This window comes from Thioclava sp. UBA3469 (genome assembly GCF_002378135.1).
GTDB lineage: Bacteria > Pseudomonadota > Alphaproteobacteria > Rhodobacterales > Rhodobacteraceae > Thioclava > Thioclava sediminum.
In genome coordinates this window covers 1-15,792 of sequence record NZ_DFRG01000094.1, presented here as the reverse complement: position 1 = coordinate 15,792, position 15,792 = coordinate 1, and the positions used below count along the sequence as shown (strand labels likewise).

16 protein-coding genes are annotated in these 15,792 nt (G+C 65.2%); 11 read left to right on the top strand and 5 right to left on the bottom strand.

Annotated features, from left to right (window positions below):
* The 6 genes from B3D39_RS08005 to B3D39_RS07980 form a co-directional block, all read left to right on the top strand.
* On the top strand, positions 1-1,741 hold a 1,741-nt coding region (locus B3D39_RS08005; RefSeq protein WP_286789579.1), incomplete at its 5' end, for a TonB-dependent receptor plug domain-containing protein.
* An 88-nt stretch (positions 1,742-1,829) separates the two neighbouring features.
* Positions 1,830-2,579 carry an ABC transporter substrate-binding protein gene (locus B3D39_RS08000; RefSeq protein ID WP_274962507.1) on the top strand — a complete coding sequence of 250 codons (750 nt, stop codon included), beginning with the start codon at positions 1,830-1,832 and terminating at the stop codon, positions 2,577-2,579.
* Complete coding sequence (locus B3D39_RS07995; RefSeq protein ID WP_274962508.1) at positions 2,576-3,559, top strand: FecCD family ABC transporter permease; 984 nt, start codon at positions 2,576-2,578, stop codon at positions 3,557-3,559. The genes B3D39_RS08000 and B3D39_RS07995 overlap by 4 nt, the downstream gene beginning before the upstream one ends.
* Complete coding sequence (locus B3D39_RS07990; protein ID WP_078570900.1) at positions 3,559-4,305, top strand: ABC transporter ATP-binding protein; 747 nt, start codon at positions 3,559-3,561, stop codon at positions 4,303-4,305. The genes B3D39_RS07995 and B3D39_RS07990 overlap by 1 nt, the downstream gene beginning before the upstream one ends.
* Complete coding sequence (locus tag B3D39_RS07985) at positions 4,305-5,117, top strand: cobalamin-binding protein (RefSeq protein ID WP_274962509.1); 813 nt, start codon at positions 4,305-4,307, stop codon at positions 5,115-5,117. The genes B3D39_RS07990 and B3D39_RS07985 overlap by 1 nt, the downstream gene beginning before the upstream one ends.
* A 67-nt stretch (positions 5,118-5,184) precedes the next feature.
* Positions 5,185-6,795, top strand: a complete 1,611-nt coding sequence (locus B3D39_RS07980) for an FMN-binding glutamate synthase family protein (protein ID WP_078520935.1) — start codon at positions 5,185-5,187, stop codon at positions 6,793-6,795.
* Positions 6,796-7,072: 277 nt separating this feature from the next.
* Here the strand turns inward: B3D39_RS07980 and B3D39_RS07975 are convergent, their stop codons facing one another.
* On the bottom strand, positions 7,073-7,963 hold the full coding sequence (locus B3D39_RS07975; RefSeq protein ID WP_274962510.1) for a serine hydrolase domain-containing protein: 891 nt from the start codon (positions 7,961-7,963) through the stop codon (positions 7,073-7,075).
* Positions 7,964-8,117: 154 nt separating this feature from the next.
* Here B3D39_RS07975 and B3D39_RS07970 point away from each other — a divergent pair, with 154 nt between their 5' ends.
* The 4 genes from B3D39_RS07970 (at position 8,118) to B3D39_RS07955 (ending at position 10,934) form a co-directional block, all read left to right on the top strand.
* Positions 8,118-8,633, top strand: coding sequence for a YeeE/YedE thiosulfate transporter family protein (locus tag B3D39_RS07970; RefSeq protein ID WP_078520933.1), 516 nt, complete (start codon positions 8,118-8,120; stop codon positions 8,631-8,633).
* Positions 8,630-9,280, top strand: coding sequence for a DUF6691 family protein (locus tag B3D39_RS07965; protein ID WP_078540567.1), 651 nt, complete (start codon positions 8,630-8,632; stop codon positions 9,278-9,280). The genes B3D39_RS07970 and B3D39_RS07965 overlap by 4 nt, the downstream gene beginning before the upstream one ends.
* A gap of 40 nt (positions 9,281-9,320) precedes the next feature.
* Positions 9,321-10,073, top strand: a complete 753-nt coding sequence (locus B3D39_RS07960) for a fused DSP-PTPase phosphatase/NAD kinase-like protein (protein WP_078520931.1) — start codon at positions 9,321-9,323, stop codon at positions 10,071-10,073.
* Positions 10,074-10,142: 69 nt separating this feature from the next.
* Positions 10,143-10,934, top strand: a complete 792-nt coding sequence (locus B3D39_RS07955) for a DUF6969 family protein (protein ID WP_078520930.1) — start codon at positions 10,143-10,145, stop codon at positions 10,932-10,934.
* Between the two features lie 9 nt (positions 10,935-10,943).
* On the opposite strand, the gene B3D39_RS07950 is transcribed toward B3D39_RS07955, so the two are convergent.
* Together B3D39_RS07950 and B3D39_RS07945 are read right to left on the bottom strand one after the other, a co-directional pair.
* Positions 10,944-11,528: an ImuA family protein gene (locus tag B3D39_RS07950; RefSeq protein ID WP_274962511.1), complete on the bottom strand. Its 585-nt coding sequence runs from the start codon at positions 11,526-11,528 to the stop codon at positions 10,944-10,946.
* A gap of 111 nt (positions 11,529-11,639) precedes the next feature.
* Positions 11,640-12,458 (bottom strand): alpha/beta fold hydrolase, encoded by an 819-nt coding sequence (locus tag B3D39_RS07945; RefSeq protein WP_078601251.1) that lies wholly within the window; start codon positions 12,456-12,458, stop codon positions 11,640-11,642.
* A gap of 327 nt (positions 12,459-12,785) precedes the next feature.
* On the opposite strand from B3D39_RS07945, the gene B3D39_RS07940 reads away from it, so the two are divergent.
* Complete coding sequence (locus B3D39_RS07940; RefSeq protein ID WP_078520927.1) at positions 12,786-12,992, top strand: cold-shock protein; 207 nt, start codon at positions 12,786-12,788, stop codon at positions 12,990-12,992.
* Positions 12,993-13,055: 63 nt separating this feature from the next.
* On the opposite strand, the gene B3D39_RS07935 is transcribed toward B3D39_RS07940, so the two are convergent.
* Both B3D39_RS07935 and acnA read right to left on the bottom strand, forming a co-directional pair.
* Complete coding sequence (locus B3D39_RS07935) at positions 13,056-13,667, bottom strand: thioredoxin family protein (protein ID WP_274962512.1); 612 nt, start codon at positions 13,665-13,667, stop codon at positions 13,056-13,058.
* Between the two features lie 295 nt (positions 13,668-13,962).
* Positions 13,963-15,792: aconitate hydratase AcnA (gene acnA, locus B3D39_RS07930; RefSeq protein WP_286789578.1), on the bottom strand; the 1,830-nt coding region annotated here is incomplete at its 5' end.

Here is a 15,792-nt window from a genome sequence, read left to right as displayed (position 1 = left end):
CCAACTCGATGAGATCGTGATCTATCATGGCGCGCTCGAGCCGCAATCGTCGGACAAGACCGCGCAGGCGGTCACCGTGCTGTCGCGCAACGAGTTGGAGCGTTCGGGCCAGACCCGCCTTGCCAATCTGATCGCGCAATCGCCGGGCGTCGGCATCCTGTCGCGCGGGCCGATGGGCGCGCAGACCGGCTTCACCATTCGCGGCGTGTCGCAGAACTACGTGAAGGTTATGGTGGATGGCATCGACGTCTCCGATCCGTCCGCGCCGCAGGTGCTGCCCGATCTGGGCCGGTTCAACACGTTCAATTATGACCGGGTAGAGATCATGCGCGGCTCGCAATCGGCGGTCTATGGCGGGCAGGCGGTCGCGGGTGTCATCAACCTCGACACCCCGCGCCCGACCGAGGATGGCGTGAGCCAGAGCGTCAAGCTCGAGCTCGGCTCCTACCACACCGCGAATGCGGCCTATAACTTCGGCTGGAAGAAGGGTGACGACGAGCTCGCGATCCAGCTTTCGAAAGTCTACACCGCAGGCTTCTCGGCCGCCGACAAGAAGAACGGCAATACCGAGAAGGACGGCTACCGCGCCGATCGCGTCAGCCTGCGTGCGCAGAAGCGCATCTCCGACAATCTGCTGATCGGTTTCAACGGCTTCGCGCAGAACGACCGGGGCGAGTTCGACAATGCCTTCACCTCGCCGCCCTCCGATGACGGGGAATACACGATCCACAAGGAGCGTGGCGGGCGTCTCTTCGCGAAATTTGCGACCGGTCCGCTCGATCACGAGCTTGGTCTGACCTATTACACGACCTCGCGCTGGTATCCGGTCTATGACTATGGCTACGAGGGCAAACGCCGCAAACTCGACTGGAAAGTCTCGACCGATCTCGGGCCGGGCCGCGTGACCTTCGGGGCGGATCGCACGCTGGAAACCTATACCGGCACCTATGTCACGGGCGATGTCCTGACCGCCGATACGGGCGTCTTCGGCGAATATGCCTTCTCGCCGATGGACGGGGTGAACGTGATCGCCTCGGCGCGCCATGACGATCACTCGGATTTCGGCGGCAACACGACGGGCCGTCTCGGCGTCACCTGGCAGGCCGATGCCGCGACCCTCGTCCGTGCCTCGGTGGGCAACGGGTTCCGCGCGCCGTCGGGCTACGAGCTTTATGACGGCTATGCGGGCAATCCCGATCTCAAGCCCGAGACATCGCTGAGCTATGATCTGGGCGTCGAGCGTGATTTCGGTGCGCATAAGCTGACCGCGACGCTGTTCCATATCGAGGTGGACGACCTGATCGACTACAGCAACACGACCTACAGCTACTACCAGACCTCGGGCACCGCGAAGCGGCAGGGTCTGGAGCTGGGCCTGAAAGGGCCGATCTCCAACAACGTCAACTACAGCCTCGGCTATACCTATCTGGATTCGAAGAACCCCGACGGGCTCTCTGCCGGCTCGACGTGGAACTCGGCCTTCGGGCGCCACACGCTGACCGCCGGGATCGACGCGCAGGTGACTGACAAGCTCACGCTCGCCGCCGATATGCGCGTGGTCACCGATCGTCAGAGCCAGCCCGATTACGGCCTGCTGAACGCGCAGATGACCTACGATCTGGGCAATGACAAAGAGGCCTATCTGCGCATCGAGAACCTGACCGACACCGATTACCAGCTTTGGCCCGGTTACGGCACCTCGGGTCGCACCGCCTATGTGGGGCTGCGTGCGCGGTTCTGATCTGAAAGGGGCGGTTTGCGCCGCCCTTTTCGCCGCCTTGGCGGCGACCTCCGCTGCATGGGCGGAGGAGCCTGCGCGGGTCGTGTCCATGAACCTCTGCACGGATCAGTTGGCGCTGGCGCTGGCCGATCCGTCGCAGATCGTCTCGGTCAGCCATTTCGCGACCGATCCGTCGATGTCGGTGCATTGGAAGCAGGCTGAAGATCTGCCCGTAAACTACGGACGTGCCGAGGAAATCTCGTTTCTGCACCCCGATCTCGTTCTGGCCGATACATGGTCGAACCCGGACACGATCCGCATGTTGCGCACGCTCGGGATCCGGGTCGAGCAACTGCCGCCCGGCACCTCGCTGCCCGAGATCCGAGGCCGGATCGAGACGATGGGCAAGCTGCTGGGCCATCCCGATCGCGCGGCGAAAATGCTTGCGGATTTCAATGCGCGGTTGGCGGCGATCAAGACGCCCGCGCCGGGGCTGAAAGCCGCTATCATCGGGCCCTCGGGTTACGGCTACGGGCCGCGGACCCTCGAGGGGCAAATCCTTGAAATGGCAGGGTTTCAGAATGTCGTCAGTGGGCCGGGGCTCGACTGGGGCGGTCGGTTGCCGCTGGAAGATCTGGTGATGGATCGCCCCGATCTGGTGGTCGTCGGTGGCTCGCAAGGCGGCACCGGCACGAGCCGCGCGCAGGAGGTGCTGGCGCATCCGGTGCTGCGCGATCTGCCGGTCGTGCGGGGGCTGCGCGATGCAAGCTGGACCTGCGGCGCACCGGCGATGCTGGGTGCGGTGGAGGCGCTGGCGAAGCTCGGTCGTAAAATCGAGAAAGAAAAGCTAACGCAATGAGTTATCGTGCGATCCTCATCCTGCTCTCCATCCTCTGCGCGATGCTGTTTGCAGCCTCGCTATTGATCGGGCCGTCGGGTATCTCGCCGCTTCACGGCCTCTCTGCGCTGATCTCGGGCGATGGCGCGGCAGGACTGGTGATGCGCGAGCTGCGCCTGCCGCGCGCGATCCTCGGGATCAGCGTTGGCGCCGCACTGGGGCTGTCGGGCGCCGCGATGCAGGGCTTTTTGCGCAACCCGCTGGCCGAGCCGGGGTTGATCGGCACCTCTGCGGGGGCGGCGCTTGGCGCGGTGATCGCGATCCAGACCGGGCTTTACGCGCTCTTCGCGCTGGCCCTCCCGCTGGCCGCACTGGCGGGCGCGGGTGTGGCCGTCGCGCTGATCCTGATCCTTGCGGGGCGTGAGGGCCGGGCGCTGGTGCTGATCCTTGCGGGGATCGCGGTCTCGGCGCTGGCGGCGGCGGCGACCGCGCTGGTGCTGAACCTCGCGCCGTCGCCGTATGCCGCGGCCGAGATCGTGTTTTGGATGATGGGCTCGCTCGCCGATCGTTCGATGACGCATGTGGCGCTGGCGCTGCCGTTCCTGATCGTCGGCGCGCTGATCCTGCTGCGCGCGGGGGCTGGGCTGGATGCGCTGAGCCTTGGCGAAGATGCTGCAGCTTCGATGGGCATCTCTTTGAAAAGGCTACGGCTTCAGATTGTCTTCGGCACGGCGCTGATGGTGGGTGCGGCCACGGCTGTCGCGGGCGCGATCGGCTTCGTCGGCCTCGTCGTGCCGCATCTGCTGCGCAAATCCGTGGGCGCGCGGCCCTCGCGGCTGCTGCCGGCTTCCGCGCTTGGCGGGGCGGCGATGCTGACGCTGGCCGATATTGCGACGCGGGTGATTGCGCCCGAGCGCGACCTGAAACTGGGCGTTCTGACCGCGCTGGTCGGCGCGCCGTTCTTCCTGTCGATGATCCGCAAAATGGGGCGCGAGGGCTGATGCTGGAGCTGGAAAACCTCACCGTTCTGCGTGGCGAATGTCCGGTGGTCGATCGCGTCTCGGCGCAGGTTGGGCCGGGCGAGGTGATCGGTCTGATCGGGCCCAATGGCGCGGGCAAGACCTCGCTGCTGCGGGGCGCGATGGGGCTTTTGTCGCATCGCGGGGACAGCTCGCTATCGGCGCTCGACCCGATGGCGCGGGCGCGGGCGGCGGCGTGGCTGCCGCAGGCGCGCGAGATTGCCTGGGGGCTGTCGGTAGCCGATCTCGTCGCGCTGGGGCGGCTGCCGCATGGGCGCGATCAGGCGACGCGCGGGGCGGCTGCAGTGGAGGAAGCGCTGCGCCGGATGGGGCTCGACAACTACCGCGACCGTGCCGCCACGCAGCTTTCGGGCGGCGAGCAGGCGCGGGTGCTGATCGCGCGGGCGCTCGCGCAGGAAAGCCCGCTGATCCTTGCAGACGAGCCGATCGCAGGCCTCGATCCGGCGGCGCAGATCGCGACGATGCAGGTCTTCACCGCCCATGCGCAGGCGGGCGGCGCGGTGGTCACCTCGCTGCATGATCTCGGGCTGGCGGCGCGCCATTGCACAAGGCTCTGGGTGATGGATCGCGGGCGACTGGTCGCGGACGGTGCACCCGGAGAGGTTCTGACCGAGACGCTTCTGGCCGAGGTCTTCCACATCCGCGCGCACTTCAAGATCACGCCGGAAGGTCCCGTTTTTCAACCGCTTTCTACCTTGGGGGTCTGATGGCATTTCCGGCCGAGCGCATCGTCTGCCTGACCGAGGAGACGGTCGAGACGCTTTACCTTCTGGGTGAGGACGCGCGCATCGTCGGCGTCTCTGGCTACGCGGTGCGGCCCAAACGGGTGCGTCAGGAAAAGCCGCGCGTCTCGGCCTTCATCTCCGCCGATCTGCCGAAAATCCTCGCGCTCGAGCCGGATCTCGTTCTGACCTTTTCGGACCTTCAGGCCGATATCGTCGCGGGGCTCGTGCGCGAGGGCGTCGCCGTGCACGCGTTCAACCAGCGCTCGGTCGCGGGCATCCTCGACATGATCTGCACGGTGGGCGCGCTGGTGGGCTGCACCGAGCGGGCGGAGTTGCTCGCCGCGGGTTACGAGGCGCGTCTGGCGGAGATCGCCGCCAAGCCGCGCCCCAACCGTCCGCGCGTCTGGTTCGAGGAATGGGACGAGCCGCTGATCTCTGCCGTGGGCTGGGTGTCGGAGCTGATCGAGATCGCGGGCGGGCGCGATATCTTCACCGATTTGGCGAAAGAGGGCAAAGCCAAGGATCGCATCGTCACTCCCGAACAAGTGATCGCCGCCGCGCCCGAGGTCATCGTGGGGTCGTGGTGCGGCAAGAAGTTCCGCCCCGAGAAAGTTTCCGCAAGGCCAGGCTGGCAGGGCGTTCCGGCTGTTGCGCGAAACCGGCTGCACGAGGTCAAATCCACCCTGATCCTGCAGCCCGGGCCTGCAGCGCTGACCGACGGGCTCGACGCGCTGGAGGTCGCGATCTGGTCCGATCCGGGCCCGATCCGGGGTTGCGGGCGTAATAGTTCTTAGACATAGAGCCCTCGCGCGCTAGAGTGTCCGCGCAGGAACAGAGGCTACTTACCCCGCGGGAGGGGGCATGTTCACGCGTTTTATACGGTTTTCACCACTCGTCTTGTCAGCTCTGCTGACGCTCGCCGCAGTTTCCGGTTTGATCCTTACCGATTGGTTTCTGGTCATCGCGATCCTCTTCGGTTTCCTGACGCTTGTCGGGATCCACGATCTGATCCAGACCAAGCACGCGATCACCCGGAACTATCCGATCCTCGGCCATCTGCGGTTCTTCTTCGAAGAGATCCGCCCCGAGATCCGCCAATATCTGATCGAGGGGGACGACGAAGACATTCCGTTCTCCCGCGCGACCCGCACGATCGTCTATCAGCGCGCCAAGGATATCGAGGACGCCAAACCCTTCGGCACCCGTATCCGCGTCTCGGAATCGGGCTATCAGTGGATCACCCATTCGGTGAAGCCGCGTCATATCGAGGACAGCGACTTCCGCGTCGAGATCGGCGGGGAGGCGTGCAAGCAGCCTTACAAGGCGTCGATCTACAATATCTCGGCCATGTCCTTCGGGGCGCTGTCGGCCAATGCGATCATGGCGCTCAACAAGGGCGCGAAGATGGGCGGGTTCGCGCATGACACGGGCGAGGGCGGGATTTCGCGCTATCACCGTGAGGGCGGCGATCTGATCTACGAGGTCGGCTCGGGCTATTTCGGTTGCCGCAATCACGATGGCAGCTTCAACCCCGAGAAATTCGCCAAGCGTGCGCAGGATCCTCAGGTCAAGATGATCGAGCTGAAGCTGAGCCAGGGCGCGAAGCCGGGCCATGGCGGCATGCTGCCCGCGGCCAAGATCACCCCCGAGATCGCCGAGGCGCGCGACATTCCGATGGATCGCGACTGCATCTCGCCCGCCTCGCATTCGGCCTTCTCGACCCCGCTGGAGATGATGGAATTCATCGGCCAGCTGCGCGAGCTGTCGGGCGGCAAGCCGGTGGGCTTCAAGCTCTGCGTCGGTCACCGGCGCGAGTTCATGTGCATCGTCAAGGCGATGCTGGAGACCGGCATCACCCCCGATTTCATCGTGGTCGACGGCAAGGAGGGCGGCACCGGGGCCGCGCCTCTGGAATTCGCCAATCACATGGGCTTCCCGCTCGTCGAAGGTCTCAGCTTCGTGCACAATACGCTGCGCGGGGCAGGCTTGCGCGATCAGGTGAAGATCGGGGCCTCGGGCAAGGTCGTCACCGCCTTCCATATCGCCAAGGTTCTGGCGATCGGGGCGGATTGGGCGAACTCGGCGCGCGGCTTCATGTTCTCGATCGGCTGCATTCAGGCACAGTCGTGCCACACGAACAAATGCCCGACCGGTGTGACCACGCAGGACCCGATCCGTCAGCGCGCGCTGGTGGTGCCCGAAAAGTCGACCCGCGTGGCCAATTTCCACCGCAACACCATGAAGGCGCTGGCCGAGATGACGGGGGCTGCGGGCCTCACCCATCCGGGGCAGTTCCTGCCGCATCACCTGCTGGTGCGCGACCGCGAGCGCGATTTCAAAGTGGGTGACGAGATCTATCACTACATGCCCGAAGGGTTCCTCCTGCGCGAGGATGACGACCGCTTCGGCTATCTCAAGCGCTGGAAGCGTGCCCGCGCTGAGGCGTTCGAGCCCTTCGACAGCGGCGTGTGAGATCGGATTTCACGGTATCTTGGGAGAGGCGGCGACGGAGGTTGCCGCCTTTCTTTTTGGCGACGTTTCTTGCTTGCGATGAGGGGAGCGCCCGAGGCGTCAAAACGCGTCTGAAACCGTGCCTTCGCCCGGGCGGCCAGCCCGGGCCGCGCCCGACCCTCCCCCCGGGAGGGCGCATCGCAACGGCGTCGCGCGAACGCAGGTTGGGGAGAGGTGGAGCGATAAACGGAAGTCCACCTAAGGAGCGCACGCGCCCACCCAGCGTCGGGCGCAGCCCTCACCGCCCCGCCACGAGCTTGGAGACGGTCTGTTCCGCTGGCCCCTCGAAGGGGCCATGCGTGAAGGCGGCGGCGGTACGGCCTGTCTCGGGGCAGTGATAGACGGCGTTGGAGCTGAACGGCCCCGCGCCGGAATGGCCGAAGACGCGGGTGTCGCCCCAGTCGCCGCACATCAGCCCCAGCCCGTACCCATGCCGCGTCCAAGGGCGGTCGGGCAACGCGCCTCCCAACTCGCGACAGGCGGTCATGCGGGCGAATGCGCGTGGCGCGAGCAGCCCGCCCAGCCCGTGCAATAGCCGCGCGGCATCGCCCGCCGTGCCGATCAGCGTGCGGTGATAGACCCACCCGGGGTGGTAGTCGCGCGCCTCGGGCCAGTGAAGCCGGGTGAAATCGGCGGGCGTTTGGGCGAGCCGGACACTCTCCAGCCCCAGCGGCTCTGTGATCCGCTCCTGCACCAGTTCCGCGAGGCCCATCGCCGCCGCGCCTTCGATCACCTCGCGGGCGAGCATGTAGCCGAGGTTGGAATAGCGCCACCCTTCGCCGGGCGGAAATTGCGCGGGCTGCGCGAGCGTCCGGGCCACGAGCAGATCGCGTGGCCACGGCGTGCGCCCCGCTGCGACATCCGCGTGATAGGCGGGCAGGGTGCCGTAATCGGGCAGACCCGCGCTGTGCTCCAGAAGCTGCGCCAGCGTACCCCCCGCGCGCAGCTCCGGCAGATCGAGCGGCGCGTCCAGATCGAGCCGCTTCTCAGACTCGAGCATCAGCGCCAGCGCCGCGATCACGGGCTTGGTGAAGCTCCAATACGGAAAGAGCCGCGCCCCTGACTGGGCCGTTTGGCAGCGGCCGTCGCGGTCGATCGTCGCGGTGAAGGCGGTGGGGGATTGGGTCAAAGCTTTGTCTTTACATGATTTTTCAGATGGGGCGGGCAGGGCGTTTTCCAATGGTATGTCATTTGCCGCATTGCGGCGCTGAAAAAAGTTGAAACGGCTTTGGCGTTTTGTATCATCACTTATGAATATGATCATGGGAGGAAGGGAGGCTTTCATGAGAGACGCACCCAAAGCATTTTGGTCACCGCTCGCCGCCGGCACCGCGCTCGGCCTGGCTCTGCTGTTGACCTTCGTCGTGACCGGGCATGGGCTCGGCGCATCCGGCTTCGTGACCCGCTTCGCGGCACAGGCCAATGACTGGGTCGCCCCGCAGGCGACCGCTGACAATTCCTATTTCGGGCCTTTCATGGCGGCAGGTAGCCCGCTTTTGAGCTGGATCACCTGGGAAGTGGTCGGCGTCCTGATCGGGGCGTGGCTCGGCGCGAAAGGCGCGGGCCGGATTTCGGTCAAGGTGGAGCGCGGCCCGCGCACCACGAGCGGCAATCGCCTCGTTTATGCGTTGATCGGCGGCGCGCTGGTCGGCTTCGGCGCGCGTCTCGCGCGCGGCTGCACCTCGGGTCTGGGCCTGTCGGGTAGTGCTACGCTCGCCGTGGCGGGCTTCGTCTTCCTGATCGGCTTCTTCGCGGCGGGCTTCGCCGTCTCCATGATGATGCGGAGGATCTGGCAATGAGCATCCCTCTTTACGATAGCGGCATAGCCTCGGGCCTCCTGTCGGGCATTCTGTTCGGCTACGCGCTGGAGGCGGCGGGCTTCGGCTCTCCGCGCAAGCTGACGGGGCAGTTCACCCTGCGCGACTTCTCGGTCTTCAAGGTGATGTTCACCGCCGTGATCGTCTGCGCTGTGGGCCTTTACGTGCTGCGGACGATGGGCTGGATGGGCCCGGCTGCGGTCTTCATCCCGACGCTCTTCTTCTGGGCGATCCTGCTGGGCGGCGTCTTCATCGGCGCGGGCTTTGCCGTGGGCGGCTATTGCCCGGGCACGTCGGTGGTCGGTGTGGCCTCCGGCCGGATCGACGCGGTGGTCTTCGCGATCGGCATGGTGCTCGGCACCTCGGTCTTCGCCTGGGTCTTCGACCCGATCAAGGATTTCTACCTCGCAGGTCAGGGGCCGACGGCACAGACGCTGCCGCAGCTCTTCGGACTGCCGGAATGGGTGATCCTGCTGGCGCTGATCATCATCGCCGCCGTGGGCTTCCGCCTCGGCACGATCCTCGAGCGGTCGCGCGGCGGTCCGTTCACCGCCGAAGAGGTCTGCGCCCCGGATGACGAGGCCGACGAGTTCGCCCTGACGTCGGCATCGGCAGATGCGCGCGGGTAACGGTTTGTAATACGGACGAAATTCTAGGGAGGAAAAGTCCATGAAACTGCATAAGAAACGCAAGAGCCTGCTGCGCGCCGCGATGGTGCCGGTGACTGCGGTCGCGATGAGCGCCGCCGTTCCCGCCACCTCGAGCGCGCAGGCGACCAACCCCTGCGCTCCGGCTGTGACGAACCCCTGTGCGCCGGCCAACCCCTGCGCCCCGGCGGCCGCCAACCCTTGCGCACCGGCTGCGGCAAACCCCTGTGCGCCCTCGGCGGCGAAGGCCGCGGATGCGGGCAGCGACGCGGCACCGATGGCCAGCGGGCCCTACGACACCACCGTCAAGGCGACCCAGGCGCCCTATGGCGACAAGATGCCCCCGATCGTCGACAACTACCTGCGCGCGACGCCCTATGTCGGCACCGGTGGCTTCATCGACCCGACGGGCATTCCGATGCTCAAGATGCTCGGCTTCAAGACCGTCGTGAGCCTGCTCAAGCCCGACGAAGGCGCGCCGAACGAGGGCGATCTCGTGCAGAAGGCCGGGATGAATTACATCCAGATCTCCGTTCCGACCAAGGCGCCGACCGAGGAACAGGTGGCCGAATTCGCGAAGATCGTCGAAGACCCGGCGAACTACCCGATCCTGCTGCATTGCGAGAGCTCGAACCGGGTCGGCGCGATGTGGGCGCTCTACCGCGCGTCGAAAGGCGTGCCGAACGAGATCGCCATCGAGGAAGGCCGTCAGGTCGGTCTGAAGACTTCGCGCGAACCGGCTGTGCGTGAAATGCTCGGCATGGAGCCGCTCTGAGCGCAGATGCCGCGATGACAAGGACGGGGTCAGCGCCTAGGCTGGCCCCGTTCGCATGAGGAGAGACCGATGACCCGACCCGAAACGCCCTCCGAGATGTCACCCGACAGCGCCAACCCGGCGACGCCCGCGCCCACGTTGCGCATCGCCAATCCCGGGATCGAGGGGCTGCCGCGTGCGCGCCTGGAAGAGATGCATGACGCGGCCGAGACCGTGCTCGAATGCGAGACGGTGCTGGCGAAATCGGGGATGAGCGTCGTCTCGGAAGTGCTGCGCGGGCAGGGGGATTTTCTGGTCTGGTCGCGCTACCCGCAGGGCGATGTCTTCGATACCGAGACGCATTGCCACTATTTCTACCACGCCCATGACGCGCGCGAGATGGCCGAGGGCGAGAACGGGCATTTCCACCTGTTCATGCGCCCCGAAGGGATCATTCCGGGGCTGGAGCCGTGGGACCTGCCCGGTGCGAAGATCCCCGAGGATACGGCTGCGCGCTTCGTCCATATCGGCGCGATCAGCGTGGATGCGAAGGGCCGGGCGATCCGCATCTTCACCACCAATCGCTGGGTGACGGATGAATGCCTCTACCGTGCCGAGGATATGATCCGGCTGCTCGATCATTTCGCGATCGAACTGGCGCATCCGAACTGGGCGGTGAACCTGTGGCTGAGCGGAATGGTCACGCTCTATCGTCCGCAATTCGCGGCGCTCCTGCGCGCGCGGGATGCGCAGATCGAGGCATGGCTGGCGGATCATCCGGGCAGCGAGGTGCTGGAGGATCGCAGCTTGCAGAATATCAGCCAGTGGCCCGTCGATCCGGTCGCCCAGATCGGCGCGATCGAGGATAAGCTCGACCTCTGAGGCGCGGGGCTACACCGGCACGCTCGAGGGTGCGCAGTCATTGACCGAGCGGATCTCGGGCGCGCGGGTCTTCGCGTTCCACTCCACCTCCCAAGCGCGGCAGGGGCCGGATTTGTTCTTCAGCTGCCGCCAGCGCAGCCGGGGCGAGTCCACCCCCTCGCGCAGCAGCTTGTCGTAGACGGGCATCGCGTGCCAGCGCGTCTCCGCCGCGTTCGAGCCGCCATCGGGCAGGATCAGGCATAGCCCCGTCGCGCGGCCCTCCTTCGCGGCCAGTTGCAGCCGTCGCCCGGCCGTCAGCCCGATCTCGCGCGGCAATTCCCCGATCACCAGTGGCACCGAGCCGTCGCGCAGCGCCTCTTCCATCACCGCGAGCGTGTCGGTCTGGTCCTTGCCGCGCGCCAGCAGAAGCCGCGCCGGGTCGAAGAAGCTCACCAGCCCGCGCGGGTTGAGCCCTTCGCGGCGATGGCGCTCGTTCACCCAGAGGATCGGCCCCGTGGTGCTGGCGCAGACCGCGCAGGCGAAGCTCGTGGCGCCGATGCCGCAGACCTCATGGGTGCGGCCTTCGCGCAGGGGGAACGGGTGGGGCGTGGTCATCGGAGCGGCAGCGAGGTGAGTGAAAACAAAACATGAACATTGTAGGCAAGAGAAACCCGGCCTGCAAGGGATCGCAGGCCGGGTAAGCAGGATGCCGAAAGCGGCGGGGCGTTACCTCAGGAACTCCAGCAGCGCGATGTTGAACTCTTCCGAATGGGTCACGTTGCAGCCATGCGGCGCGCCCTTGATCGTGAAGAACTGGCTGTCGGGGATCGCGTGGTAGGTTCGCGCACCGGAGCCTTCGAGCGGCACGATCGCGTCGCTGTCGCCGTGGATTACCAGAACGGGCACGCGCACCGCCTCCAGATCCTCGCGGAAATCGGTGGTGCCGAACGCCTCCATGCAGCCAAGTGCTGCGCTCTGGTCGGACTGGTTGCACAGGGTCACCGCCTGTTCGCATTCCTCGGCAGAGGCTTTGAGATCGCCGTCGACGCTGTAGAAATTCTCGACGAATTGCGGGAAGAACGCGTCGCGCCCGTCGCGCAGGCCCTGTTCCATCTCGCCTGCGGCTTCCTTGGTCAGCGGACCGTCGGGATTGTTCTCGCTCTGCATCAGGCAGGGCGTCACGGCGGAGGCGAAGACGGCGGCGCGCAGCCGGTCCTCGCCATGGTTGCGGATATAGCGTGCGACCTCGCCGCCGCCCATCGAGAAGCCCACCAGCGTCACGTCGCGCAAATCCATCGCAGTGAGGATCGCATCGAGATCGGCGGCAAGCGTGTCGTAATCGAAGCCTTCGGTGGGTTTTTCCGCCAGACCGAAGCCGCGACGGTCATAGGTTATGACGCGGTGACCGGCAGCGATCAGCGCCGGGACTTGTTTTTCCCACGCCTTGCCCGAGAGCGGCCAGCCGTGGATCAGGACCACGGGCCGACCCGAGCCGCCATGGTCGATTGCGTTGAGTTGGCCGGGGCCGAGCGGGGCTGCTGTCATGGGGGTCCTCCTGCGTCTTCAGCGTTTGAAGATCTCACCTGTTCACTGAAGTAACGCGGGCGACGCGGGCAAAGGTCCGAAATCTCATATATTTTTTGCATGTTTTCACGCCTCGGCGGGAGGGCGCCGGATTCCGTCGATCGCGGTGCCGTGCAACCCCCTCACATGCTTTGATCATTGCAATTAGCGCCCGTTCGCCTTATGTATTCTCTCGCTACGTTTGATTCCCAGATGCACTGTCTCCTTACGGCTTCAGTTTGCTTTCAAGAACTGACTACGCCGAGCTGACGCATTTCGCAGGCAGCATAATTTAATAGGAGACTCACGATGGCCGAAGGCACCGTGAAATGGTTCAATAGCACCAAGGGTTATGGCTTCATCGCACCGAACGATGGCGGCAAAGACATCTTCCTTCACATCTCCGCCGTTGAGCGCGCTGGCATCCAGCGTCTCGATGACGGTCAGAAAGTGACCTACGATCTGGAAACCGGCCGTGACGGCCGCCAGTCGGCAGGTAACATCGCGCTCGCGTAAGCTGAGCCCGTGTGACGGTTTGAGACGGCCCGTGCAATCGCGCGGGCCGTTTTCATTTGGTGCTTACCAGACGTCCGGGTCGATGCCCTTCGCGCTGAGTTCCGAGAACTTGTCCTGCAAGAAACGCTGGAACGGTTGATCCGCGTAAGCGCCGCTCGCCACGTATTCGAGCCCCGACAGATGGTGGAAGGGCTTGAAATAGCCCGGCATTCTGAAGGCTTCCGCCTCGCGCACGGATTGCGCGCCTGCATTCGCGGCCGGGATCAGCACCTGCGTCGGCGTGAAGTTCACCGCCCATTTCTGCGCCAGCGCGCGCTCCTCCAGCGCCTCGCCGTCGAAATCGGTGACCTCGCGCGCGCCCCAGAGATCGAGCTGCACGACCATGTAGCTCTTCTCGATCAGCCCGGTGATCTCGGGCCGCTCGAAATTCACCAGATGCATCTCGCGGCAATAGGGGCAGCCGCGCTGCTCGAAGAGCACCAGAAGCCCCTTGCTCTGATCGGCGGCCTCCTGAAGGTCCTCTCCCAGATCGAGAAAACCCTCGTGGAAGAAGGGCTGCTGATAGAGCCCGCCATCGCCCATCACCGCCTCGGCCTGCACGGGCCGCGCGCCTCCCAACGCGCCTCCCACTGTCATCGCCCCGACGGTCAGGGCCAACATCTCGCGTCTGTTCATCGCGTCGTCCTCCCTTTTTGAGAGACCGAGTATAGCACAGGCAGTGGGTTTGGCGGGAATTTCGCGGTGAGGGCCGCGCCCGACCTCGGGTGGGCGTTCGTGAGATGTGGGCGAGGGTACTTTATTTCTCCATCGCCCCGACGGCCTGGTCTCAGCGGTGCAGTGCAGTCGCGCCCTCCCGGGGGGAGGTCGGGCGCGGCCCGGGGCTGGTCGCCCCGGGCGAGCGAGTGGCTTCCCCCGCAACGAAAAAAGCCCCGCGCTCGCGGGGCCTTTTCCAATCTCGTGACCGTCAGCCTCAGGCTTTGGCGAGGTTGCGCAGCACGTAGTGCAGCACGCCGCCGTTCTTGAGGTATTCGATCTCCACCGCGGTATCGATCCGGCTCTTGAGCTTGATCTCTTTGGTCGAGCCGTCCTTGTAGGTGATGGTGCAGGGCACGATCGACTGCGGCTTGATTTCGCCTTCGAGACCTTCGATCGAGACCTCTTCCTCACCGGTCAGGTTCAGATCCTTGCGGGTCTGGCCTTCGGTGAACTCGAAGGGGATCACGCCGAAGCCGACGAGGTTCGAACGGTGGATACGCTCGAAGCTCTCCGCGATCACGGCCTTGACGCCGAGCAGGTTGGTGCCCTTCGCCGCCCAGTCGCGCGAGGAGCCTGCGCCGTATTGCTCGCCACCGAAGATCACCAGCGGCTTGCCGGCTTTCTCATAGGCCATTGCCGCGTCGAAGATCGAGGTCTGCTCGCCGTCGGGGCCCTTGGTGTAGCCGCCTTCGACGCCGTCCAGCATCTCGTTCTTGATGCGGATGTTGGCGAAGGTGCCGCGCATCATGACTTCGTGGTTACCACGGCGCGAACCGTAGCTGTTGAAGTCCTTCGGCGCGACCTGACGCTCGACCAGGTATTTCCCGGCCGGGGTGTCGGGCTTGAACGAACCCGCGGGCGAGATGTGGTCGGTGGTCACGAAATCGCCCAGCACGGCGAGGATACCCGCGTCCTTGATGTTCGAGATCGTGCCGGCTTCCGGCGACATGCCTTTGAAGTAGGGCGGGTTCTGGATGTAGGTCGACTGCGGCGGCCAGTCATAGGTTTCGCCGCCTTCGACTTCCACGCCCTGCCACTTCTCGTCGCCTTTGAAGACATCGGCGTATTTCTCGATGAACTTCTCGCGGGTGACGACCTTCTCGACGAGATCGGCGATCTCTTTGTCCGAGGGCCAGATGTCTTTCAGGTAGACGTCCTTGCCGTCCGGCGTCTGCGCGATCGGGTCGCTCGACAGATCGATGTTCATGTCGCCAGCCAGCGCGTAGGCCACCACGAGGGGCGGGGACGCGAGGTAGTTGGCGCGCACGTCGGGCGAGATCCGGCCTTCGAAGTTCCGGTTGCCCGAGAGCACCGAGGTTGCGATCAGATCGTTGTCGTTGATCGCCTTCGAGATTTCCGGCTGGAGCGGACCCGAGTTACCGATACAGGTGGTGCAGCCGTAACCCACGAGGTTGAAACCCACCGCGTCGAGATCTTCCTGAAGGCCAGCGGCTTCGAGATATTCCGACACGACCTGCGAGCCAGGCGCCAGCGAGGTCTTCACCCAGGGCTTGCGGTTCAGGCCCAGTTCGCGCGCTTTGCGCGCCACGAGACCCGCGCCGATCAGCACGTAGGGGTTCGAAGTGTTGGTGCAGGACGTGATCGAGGCGATCACCACCGAACCGTCGCGCAGTTCGTAATCTTCACCTTCGACCTTGGCGGTCTTGCCGATGGTGACCGATTTGGTCGCGATCGGGCCTTCGGCGGCCATGTTCTTGGCTTCCGACGAGATGTCGATGCCGCGGTAATCGGCAACCACGCCTTCGAACGCGTCAGCGGCGTTGGTCAGCGCGACATAGTCCTGCGGGCGTTTGGGGCCCGAGATCGCCGGAACGATGGTGTTCATGTCCAGCTCGAGCGTCGAGGAGTAGACCGGCGCGTAATCCGCGTCGCGCCACATGCCGTTTTCCTTGGCATAGGCTTCGACCAGCGCGATGCGGTCCTTGTCGCGGCCGGTCTGCTCGAGATAGCGCAGCGTCTCGTCATCGACCGGGAAGAAGCCACAGGTCGCGCCGTATTCGGGCGCCATGTTGGCGATGGTCGC

What these genes read in the sequence shown, in the direction of transcription:
- B3D39_RS08000 (WP_274962507.1), top strand. Translation starts at nt 1,830, where the DNA reads ATGAACCTCTGCACGGATCAGTTGGCGCTGGCGCTGGCCGATCCGTCG.
- B3D39_RS07995 (WP_274962508.1), top strand. Translation starts at nt 2,576, where the DNA reads ATGAGTTATCGTGCGATCCTCATCCTGCTCTCCATCCTCTGCGCGATG.
- B3D39_RS07990 (WP_078570900.1), top strand. Translation starts at nt 3,559, where the DNA reads ATGCTGGAGCTGGAAAACCTCACCGTTCTGCGTGGCGAATGTCCGGTG.
- B3D39_RS07985 (WP_274962509.1), top strand. Translation starts at nt 4,305, where the DNA reads ATGGCATTTCCGGCCGAGCGCATCGTCTGCCTGACCGAGGAGACGGTC.
- B3D39_RS07980 (WP_078520935.1), top strand. Translation starts at nt 5,185, where the DNA reads ATGTTCACGCGTTTTATACGGTTTTCACCACTCGTCTTGTCAGCTCTG.
- B3D39_RS07970 (WP_078520933.1), top strand. Translation starts at nt 8,118, where the DNA reads ATGAGAGACGCACCCAAAGCATTTTGGTCACCGCTCGCCGCCGGCACC.
- B3D39_RS07965 (WP_078540567.1), top strand. Translation starts at nt 8,630, where the DNA reads ATGAGCATCCCTCTTTACGATAGCGGCATAGCCTCGGGCCTCCTGTCG.
- B3D39_RS07960 (WP_078520931.1), top strand. Translation starts at nt 9,321, where the DNA reads ATGAAACTGCATAAGAAACGCAAGAGCCTGCTGCGCGCCGCGATGGTG.
- B3D39_RS07955 (WP_078520930.1), top strand. Translation starts at nt 10,143, where the DNA reads ATGACCCGACCCGAAACGCCCTCCGAGATGTCACCCGACAGCGCCAAC.
- B3D39_RS07950 (WP_274962511.1), bottom strand. Translation starts at nt 11,528, where the DNA reads ATGACCACGCCCCACCCGTTCCCCCTGCGCGAAGGCCGCACCCATGAG.
- B3D39_RS07945 (WP_078601251.1), bottom strand. Translation starts at nt 12,458, where the DNA reads ATGACAGCAGCCCCGCTCGGCCCCGGCCAACTCAACGCAATCGACCAT.
- B3D39_RS07940 (WP_078520927.1), top strand. Translation starts at nt 12,786, where the DNA reads ATGGCCGAAGGCACCGTGAAATGGTTCAATAGCACCAAGGGTTATGGC.
- B3D39_RS07935 (WP_274962512.1), bottom strand. Translation starts at nt 13,667, where the DNA reads ATGAACAGACGCGAGATGTTGGCCCTGACCGTCGGGGCGATGACAGTG.